The 8,113-nt window shown below is 64.5% G+C and carries 9 protein-coding genes and 1 tRNA gene; 2 read left to right on the top strand and 8 right to left on the bottom strand.

All coding sequences use genetic code 11. The annotated features are described in order from the left end of the window. Nucleotides 1-368 precede the first annotated feature (368 nt). From CH249_RS07875 to CH249_RS07860, 4 genes are all read right to left on the bottom strand, one after another. Nucleotides 369-459, bottom strand: a tRNA-Ser gene (locus CH249_RS07875). Nucleotides 460-550: 91 nt separating this feature from the next. Further along, complete coding sequence (locus tag CH249_RS07870) at nucleotides 551-748, bottom strand: CsbD family protein (RefSeq protein WP_032395366.1); 198 nt, start codon at nucleotides 746-748, stop codon at nucleotides 551-553. Nucleotides 749-855: 107 nt separating this feature from the next. Further along, nucleotides 856-1,290, bottom strand: coding sequence for a nucleoside deaminase (locus tag CH249_RS07865; protein ID WP_037187650.1), 435 nt, complete (start codon nucleotides 1,288-1,290; stop codon nucleotides 856-858). Between the two features lie 24 nt (nucleotides 1,291-1,314). Continuing rightward, nucleotides 1,315-1,854 carry a tRNA adenosine deaminase-associated protein gene (locus CH249_RS07860; RefSeq protein WP_045200815.1) on the bottom strand — a complete coding sequence of 180 codons (540 nt, stop codon included), beginning with the start codon at nucleotides 1,852-1,854 and terminating at the stop codon, nucleotides 1,315-1,317. A 63-nt stretch (nucleotides 1,855-1,917) separates the two neighbouring features. Here CH249_RS07860 and CH249_RS07855 point away from each other — a divergent pair, with 63 nt between their 5' ends. After that, nucleotides 1,918-2,889, top strand: a complete 972-nt coding sequence (locus CH249_RS07855) for a prephenate dehydrogenase (RefSeq protein ID WP_094681718.1) — start codon at nucleotides 1,918-1,920, stop codon at nucleotides 2,887-2,889. Here the strand turns inward: CH249_RS07855 and CH249_RS07850 are convergent. Further along, nucleotides 2,862-3,377, bottom strand: a complete 516-nt coding sequence (locus CH249_RS07850) for a putative glycolipid-binding domain-containing protein (protein WP_032395594.1) — start codon at nucleotides 3,375-3,377, stop codon at nucleotides 2,862-2,864. The two genes, CH249_RS07855 and CH249_RS07850, sit on opposite strands and share 28 nt — an antisense overlap. 188 nt (nucleotides 3,378-3,565) lie before the next feature. On the opposite strand from CH249_RS07850, the gene CH249_RS07845 reads away from it, so the two are divergent. Further along, nucleotides 3,566-3,907, top strand: a complete 342-nt coding sequence (locus CH249_RS07845; protein WP_094646601.1) for a hypothetical protein — start codon at nucleotides 3,566-3,568, stop codon at nucleotides 3,905-3,907. A 22-nt stretch (nucleotides 3,908-3,929) separates the two neighbouring features. Here CH249_RS07845 and CH249_RS07840 read toward each other — a convergent pair whose 3' ends face one another. From CH249_RS07840 to CH249_RS07830, 3 genes are read right to left on the bottom strand one after another with little or no spacing between them, the layout of a single operon-like run. After that, nucleotides 3,930-4,307, bottom strand: a complete 378-nt coding sequence (locus CH249_RS07840; RefSeq protein ID WP_256981127.1) for a hypothetical protein — start codon at nucleotides 4,305-4,307, stop codon at nucleotides 3,930-3,932. 40 nt (nucleotides 4,308-4,347) lie between these two features. Then, nucleotides 4,348-6,171: an ABC transporter ATP-binding protein gene (locus tag CH249_RS07835; protein ID WP_094681696.1), complete on the bottom strand. Its 1,824-nt coding sequence runs from the start codon at nucleotides 6,169-6,171 to the stop codon at nucleotides 4,348-4,350. Continuing rightward, on the bottom strand, nucleotides 6,164-7,957 hold the full coding sequence (locus tag CH249_RS07830) for an ABC transporter ATP-binding protein (RefSeq protein ID WP_094681695.1): 1,794 nt from the start codon (nucleotides 7,955-7,957) through the stop codon (nucleotides 6,164-6,166). Before CH249_RS07830 ends, CH249_RS07835 begins: the two co-directional genes overlap by 8 nt. Nucleotides 7,958-8,113 lie beyond the last annotated feature (156 nt).

Genomic DNA, 8,113 nt, shown 5'->3' with positions numbered 1-8,113 from the left:
AACCCGGGGTCTATTGCGCGCGCACTTGCCAGGTGCACGCGAAATAGACCCCGAATCGGTCGCGAATTCGCACGCAACCGACGAATGCGCGCGCGTTTGCAACAGATACAGCCGCGCAAAGCCGACACCCGCACCCGTGAACCCAGCACCGGTGAACTCCTGAGTGCGCCCCCTTCCGCCCACTGATCCCACCCCGCCGAGCCCGCAAACGCGCGCGCACTTGCCAGGAGCGCGCGCAATAGACCCCGAATCGATAGCGAATCCGAACGCGTCTGACAAATGCGCGCGCGTTTGCGGCTGAAGCCCACACCCACCCCAGACTGCGCGCACAAAAAAACTCCCCACCCGACGGATCGGGTGGGGAGTTTTGGCGGTGGCGGAGGGATTTGAACCCTCGGACGGGGATTACCCGTCACACGCTTTCGAGGCGTGCTCCTTAGGCCGCTCGGACACGCCACCGCAGAAGACTGTACCGGAATGACGGCCTGAGGCTAAATCGCCTGCTCAGCACGCGAATCCATCGGTCATTCCGCAGGCTCCACTCCGGCGACTAGTTGCCGGTGAGCTTGTCCTTGATGTTCGAGGCTGCGTCCTTGACCTTCTCGACGCCGTCCTTGACTGCTGCCGAGGTCTGGTCGCCCTTGCCCTCTGCTTCGAGGTCCTTGTCTCCGGTGGCCGAACCAGCGGCTTCCTTTGCCTTGCCGCCGAGGTCTTCGGTCTTGTTCGAAATCTTGTCGCCGATTCCCATAGTGCTCTCCTTCGCAGAGGTTGGAGCGCGTCGTCGCACCCCTGCTCTCCACACTCCTGAAAACCGACGGACCCGGCCACCTCGCCCCTCACCTCGAGACGGGATCGTTATCTCTGGCGAGCGAAGAACCTGGTCAACACTTCGGCGCATTCGGCTTCCAACACCCCGCCGCGCACCTGCGGTCTATGGGTGAGTCGACGGTCGCGCACAACGTCCCACAGCGACCCGACGGCTCCGGTCTTGGGTTCCCATGCTCCGAACACCACTGCTCCGACGCGAGCGAGCACCAGCGCCCCGGCGCACATCGTGCATGGTTCCAAGGTGACGGCCAGGGTGCAGCCTTCGAGTCGCCAGCCATCCCCGTGCACGGCCGCTGCTCGACGCAGGGCGATCACTTCAGCGTGTCCGGTGGGGTCGCCCGACGCCTCCCGCGCATTGCAGGCTCGGGCGATCTCACGTCCGGAGGGGTCGAACACGACGGCTCCGACGGGGACGTCGGCATCCGACGCCTCGGCGGCAGCCGCCAGCGCTGCGCGGATCATGTCCGCGTCGGATACCGACACGGACTACCGCCGCAGCTTGTTCACCGCTGCGGTGAACTCGTCCTCGAAGCCCAGGCGTTCGGCGATGGACTGCAGCTGCTCGTCGGGGTAGTCGTCGGTCTCGGCGACGATGATGCCGAGCACAGCTTCGGGGAGTCCGAGATCGGCCAGCAACGCGAGGTCACCCTCCTCGTAGGGTTCGATGTCGTCGAGTTCGTCGGGGTCGACGTCGGGAATCTCGATGTTCAACGCATCGAGGACGTCCGCGGCGATTTCGTAGTCGACGGCGGCGACCGCGTCGGAGAGCAACAGTCGGGTGCCGTTCGGTGCGGGACGCAGGATGACGAAGAATTCCTCGTCCACGTCGAGCATTCCGAACACCGCTCCAGAACTGCGCAGCTCACGCAATTCGGTCTCTGCCGCCGACAGACTGGTCAGTGCGTCGTCGGACAGCGGCGTGACGGTCCACTTGCCTTCCTCTCGGACAACTGCAACGCCGAATCCCTCGAGGTCGTCGTATTCCGGTGCGGATGCGCGGTTGTTGTTCGCGCGCTGTGCGGCCATGCGCGCAACGGTAGTCCGGTAGGGGCCTGTATTCGAAGTCCACGTCCGATCGACGTCAACCACCTGTGCCAATCTGATCGGGTGACTTCTTCTTCGGTGTGCGTTCTGGGTCTCGGACTGATCGGTGGGTCGATCCTGCGCGCGGCACACGATGCGGGCCGTCCGGTATGGGGATGGAACCGATCGGCCGACGCGATTGCAGGTGCTGTGGCCGATGGATACGACGTCGGCACCGATCTGGTAGCTGCACTGAGCAGGGCCGCAGCACAGGACGCGTTGATCGTCGTCGCCGTTCCGATGCCTGCCGTCGAGTCGATTCTGACTGCTGTCGCCGAGCATGCCCCCACAGCTCCGCTGACCGATGTCGTCAGCGTCAAGGCCGAGATGGCAGCCGCCGTCGAGGCGCAGGGTTTGCAGGCACGCTACGTCGGGGGACATCCCATGGCGGGCACCAACCACTCGGGGTGGTCGGCCACCGATCCGACGCTGTTCGCCGACGCGGTGTGGGTGGTGTCCACCGACCCGGGCGTCGACGCCGACGTGTGGGTTCGGGTGGCCCGTCTCGCTCTCGACTGCGGTTCGGTGGTGGTGCCGGCAGAGAGCGTCGAGCACGATCGCGCCGTCGCCAGAATCTCCCATCTTCCGCATGTGCTGGCCGAGACACTCGCGATCGTGGGCGCGGCAGGCGGACCGCTGGCGTTGGGCCTGGCTGCGGGCTCGTTTCGGGACGGGACGCGGGTGGCGTCCTCGTCGCCGAATCTCGTTCGGGCGATGACCGAGGGCAACGCCGCCGCTCTGCGGACCGCGCTGGACGAGGCTCTGGACGCACTCACGGCAGCGCGCGAAGAACTCGACGAAGGTTCGACGAAATCACTGGTCGAGGCCGGAAACACGGCGCGCCTGCAGTACGAGCAGCATCAACGCTTCGAGATCACCGACGTCACCCCGGGCGAACCGGGGTGGCGGGAAAAACTGCAGGACGCGGGTCGACGCGGTGGCGTCGTACGTCAGATCCGCTCGGCCAGTCCCGGGTAGTCGAGAACGAAACCGTCGGCGTCGACCGTTACGGACGACGTCGAGACCGGTGAGATGACGTGAATTCCCTCGGAACCACTGCTGTAGGTCAGCGTGGCTTCCTGGATGCTGAGGTCGAGCAGGTTCACGTACACCGTGGGCACCTCGAGGTCCTGGACCTGGGTGTGCAGACCGAATCGACGGATCGGCAGAGTGTTGAAGAATGGGCTGAGCACCATGTCGACGTCGAGCGCGCCACTGTAGGTCGAGCGCTGATGGCTGGTGCTGTTCTCCACCATCCAGTAGCCCTCGTCGTCACGGCTGACGGAGGCCTGGCGGTCACCGGACGCGAGAGATGTGCGCACCGAGAGCCTCTTGGTGACGCCGTATTCGTCGGTCACCAGGTCGTAGGACGCACTGAAGGCGGGGTGATCGCTGCACGCGCCACCGATGATGCGTCCGGCAGCCTTGATGCGGTTGCCCGAGAGCTGGACCCGCACGGACTCCATGCGGGGAACGTCGTGCGCTCGCCACGTCAGGATCGACGGCCAGGTTTTCGCGCCTGTGGAATCGGTCGCGGGGATGGAGACTTGCTCTGCACCCGATGCTTGAGTGATCACCCACCTACGGTAGGCGACGAGGCCCCCAGAAGATCAAGCGGACGTGCCTTTTCTCGCAGTTCATTAATGTTGTGCCCGTGACGACAGAGAACGCGGGCGGCGGGCAGTTCGATTTCGCGCACTCCGAACAGGCTGCGAAGAGTCGGCAGGACAAGGCGAAGGCTCTGGCGCGCTATGTGTGGGATCGCGGCATCACCGGTGCCGAGCTACTCGACCTCACCGACGCGGTCCGCCGGAAGCTGGCCCGCGCTGCCGACCTGCATCCACCGAGCACGATGGAGACGTGGACCATCGTGGCCGAGTTGCTCGACCGTAAATCCGTGTGGGCGGCCGAACACCCGGGCCACGACGGTGCGACGCCCCAGCACGCCGACGAGAAGATCATGTGGGTCAAGCCGCCGATCACTCCGTGGACCTGATCAGCCGGTCACCAGGCCGATCTCACTGGCGATAGATCTCCACGTGGGCACCGGTGACCACACCGAGGGTCGACGTCGGCTGGCCCCAGCTCGAACCGCAGTTACCCGACGCCTGACCTGTCGGCACGAAGGATCGGCTCGACGAGGTGTAGGGGCCGACCGCCAGGAACGGAACGGCGGCAGTGACATGGAAGCCCCAACATTCGGTGATCAGTACGTACTCCCTCCCCGGAGGAGCACCGGTGTCGTGGCACGTTGCAGACGCGCCCAAGGCATCGTGGGCGATGGAGCAATCCTGAGTGTCAGCATGGGAAACGCCTGCGCCGATGATTGCTGAAAAGGCCAGACCTGAGACGACGACGGTGGCAACTCGTGTTGCCGCTACAAATGTTCTTCTCATACAGGTCATTTCGCCCAGGACCGACGACGCGTTACGAAAATCAGACCAGCGAGTCTTCCCACGCCTCGTGCAGGTGCGCAAAGCGTCCCTCTCCCGCGATCAGGTCTTCGGGAGTTCCGTCCTCGACGATGTCGCCGTCGGACATGACCAGAACGCGATCGGCGATGGCCACCGTCGACAGGCGGTGCGCGATGATCAGCGCCGTTCGTCCCTGCAGGATGGTCTCGAGCGCGCGCTGCACCAGCCGCTCACTCGGGATGTCGAGGCTCGATGTTGCCTCGTCGAGCACGATCACCGACGGCGCAGCGAGGAACACCCGCGCGAAGGCCACCAATTGCCTTTGACCCGAGGACAATCGGCCACCGCGCTTGCGTACGTCGGTGTCGATTCCATCCGGCAATGACGCGATGAACTCCGTCAGCCCGACGGCGTCGGCCGCGGCCCGCACCTCGGCATCGGTGGCCGTGGGGCGTCCGAGTCGGATGTTGTCCGCTACCGAACCGGAGAACAGGAACGACTCCTGGGTCACCATCACGACGTTGCGACGCAGGTCGTCGTCGCTGATCTGCCGCATGTCGACGCCGTCGAGTCGGACGGCTCCGGCCGTCGGATCGTAGAAGCGCGCCAACAGCTTCGCCAGTGTCGACTTACCCGCTCCGGTGGCTCCGACCATCGCGACCACCTGTCCGGCGGGTACGTGCAACGAGAACTCCGGCAGCACGACGCGTTCGGGGCCGTAGGCGAAGTGCACATCGTCGAACGTGATGTCGCCCTTGGCTGTTCCGATCTCCACCGGGTTCGTCGGCGCTGTCACCGACGGTTCTTCTTCGAGTACCCCGGAGATCTTCTCCAGTGCAGCAGCGGCGGACTGGTAGGCGTTGAAGACCATCGCCAGCTCGTCGAGAGGTCCGTAGAACCGGCGCAGATACAACACGTAGGCGGCGAGCACACCGATGTCCATGTGGCCGTTGATCACTCGCCAGCTACCGAACACCAGGATGATCGCGAGCGTGACGTTGCCGATCCAGCGCACGATGCCGGTGTAGCTCGCCATCCCGCGCAGCGCTGCGGTGGTGGCGTCGCGGTACTCCGAATCCTCGGTGCTCAGAATCGCGTCGTTGCGGCCCTCGCGCCGGAACACCTGTACCGCACGGATACCGCCCATGGATTCGACGAAATGAACCACGACGCGGGCGATCGCCACCCGTGTTCGACGGTATCCCTGGCGTTGTCGACGCTGCGACCACCGGGTGACGAGGACCAGCGGAACGAATCCGGCCAGCACGATCATCGCCATCGGAACGTCGAGGTACACCAGGATGATCGCGATCGACACCATCGACAGGATGGCCGTCAGAGCATCGTTGAGCGCACTTTCGAGCAGCGTCTGCAGGGATTCGACATCGCTGGTCAGACGCGAGATCAACCGTCCCGAGGTGTACTTCTCGTGGAACGACAGGCTTAGCTTCTGGGCATGGTCGAACACCCGACCGCGCAGGTCGTACAGGATGTTCTGACTCAGCCGACCGGAGACGGTGAGGAAGGCGTAGGTGGTGAGCATCCCGAGCAGACCGAAGCCGGTGTAGCCGCCGATCGCCCACAGCAACGGAGCCCAATCACCCTGTGCTGCAGCGCCGACACCGTTGTCCAGCGCATAGGCGATGAACAGCGGACCGGCAACGTAGGTGATGTTGTCGACCAGAATGATCAGGAACGACAGCAGGGCCTGCTTCTTGTACGGCCGAACCAACGAGGCGAGCAACCGGCGAGAACGCCCGGCCAACACCAGGTTTCCGGTTGCGTCGACCTCCGATTCCTCGCCGCCGACGCCGCGCCAATCCGCGGCTGCGGTTTGCTCAGCCATGAATCGACCCCATCACTTCGCGGTACCGCGGCGACGACGCCAGCAGTCCCTCGTGTGTTCCCTGCTCCACAATTCGTCCGTTCTCGAGATACAGCACGCGGTCGGCCAAGGCAGCGGTCGACGGCCGGTGCGCCACCAGCAGTGTCGTCGAGTGCGCCAACACGCGCCGTAATTCCTTCTGCACTTTGGCTTCGGTGTCCACGTCGAGCGCAGACAGCGGGTCGTCGAGCACCAGTACCCGGGGCTTGCCCAGCACCGCCCGCGCCAGTGCGAGCCGCTGCCGCTGCCCACCGGACAGGCTCATTCCCTGCTCACCGATGCGAGTGGCCAGGCCCCACGGCAACTGCTCGACGAAATCCGTTGCGTGCGCGATCTCCAACGCCTCGGCGACCTCGGCATCGGAGGCTCCGGGCGAACCGAGCGCGATGTTCTCGCGCGCACTGGCCGAGAACAGCACCGGATCCTCGAACGCCACCGTGACGATCGACCGCAGATCGGCCAGCCGCATCGAGGCCACGTCGATTCCGTCGATGGTGATGGAGCCCTCGGTGGCGTCGAACAGCCGGGGTACGAGGTTCGTCAGCGCGGTCTTTCCGCTACCGGTGTTGCCGACCAGCGCGACGGTCTCCCCCGGCTCGACGACGAAGCTGACGTCCTCGAGAAGCGGTGCGGACGCGTCGGGGAAGGTGAATCCGACGCGATCGAATTGCACTCGGCCACGGATCTTTTCGGGCAATTCGACGGGATTGTCCGGATCGGTCACGGTTTCGGGAGTATCCATGATCTCCCAGTACCTGTCCGCTGCCGTGCGGGCGTTGTTCAGTTCGGCCAACAGATACCCGAAGGATTCGATCGGCCACAGCAGGAACGTGACGATGGCGATGGCCGCGACGAGCGTGCCGACCGTCATGGTGCCCTGGACGATGGAGTACGTGCCAACGGCGAGGATCGCGCCGATGGTGATCGGCTGCAGCCCGACGATCACCGCCCAGATGATCGCCAGGTAGCGCACCTTCTTCAGCTCGGTGCCCCGCAATGTGCGGGCCTGACGCAGAAACTGCTTGCCCAAGTGGGCACTTCGACCGAACGCCTTGAGGACACGAATACCCTGGATGGACTCTTCGACCGTCGTCGTGACGTCGCCGGCCTGATCCTGAGCGTCGCGGGCCACGACGCGATAGAGCGTCTCGAACTTGGTGCAGGCGATCACCAGCGGTACCGACGTCGCCAGCATGATCAGCCCCAATTGCCAGGACTGCACCAGCAGTACGCCGATGCCTGCGACCAGTGTGACGGCGTTGATGATGATGAACGGGCCGATGAAGGCCATGAACCGCCGCAGCGAACCGAGGTCTGCGATGGCACGCGAAAGCAGCTGACCCGATTCCCAGCTCTCGTGAGCCGCGACCGACAGTCGCTGGAGTTTGTCGAATACTGTTGCGCGCGCTGAGATCTCGAACTGACTCGACGGGCGGGAGACCAGGTAACGGCGAACCCAGATGCCGAGCGCATCGATGGTGCCGAGCAACAGGACGAACGCCGCGGGCCACCAGACGGCCGAGAAATTACGATCGGTGATGGGCCCGTCGATGACGCGTTGCATCACCAGCGGTATCACCAGACCGGTCATGGTGGCGATCAGCGAGACCACGATCGAGGCGATGTAGAACCACTTGTACGGCAGCAGAAACGGCGCGAAACGGCGCAGCGAGCTGGGCGGCTTCGCGGTGTCCGGGTATGGCTGATCGAGGGTTCGGGTTTCGGGATCGAGCACACCCGTAGACACAGTTCTTCTCCTTATTGCTGTGCTCGAATGCTTTCATTGCACAGGCTCAGTTTCCAACCGATTTTTCGGCCCTCGCATTCCAGTGTGAAACCTCGAGCTCGGTCGAGGTCAAGCGAACCGACCCTCGAGTAACGTAGGGCCGTCGGGCAAAGGAAG

Source organism: Rhodococcus sp. 05-2255-3B1 (genome assembly GCF_002258545.1).
In the GTDB taxonomy this organism is placed as follows: domain Bacteria; phylum Actinomycetota; class Actinomycetes; order Mycobacteriales; family Mycobacteriaceae; genus Rhodococcoides.
The sequence above is the reverse complement of the archived record's forward strand: the minus strand, read 5'-3'. Positions and strand labels throughout refer to the sequence as shown.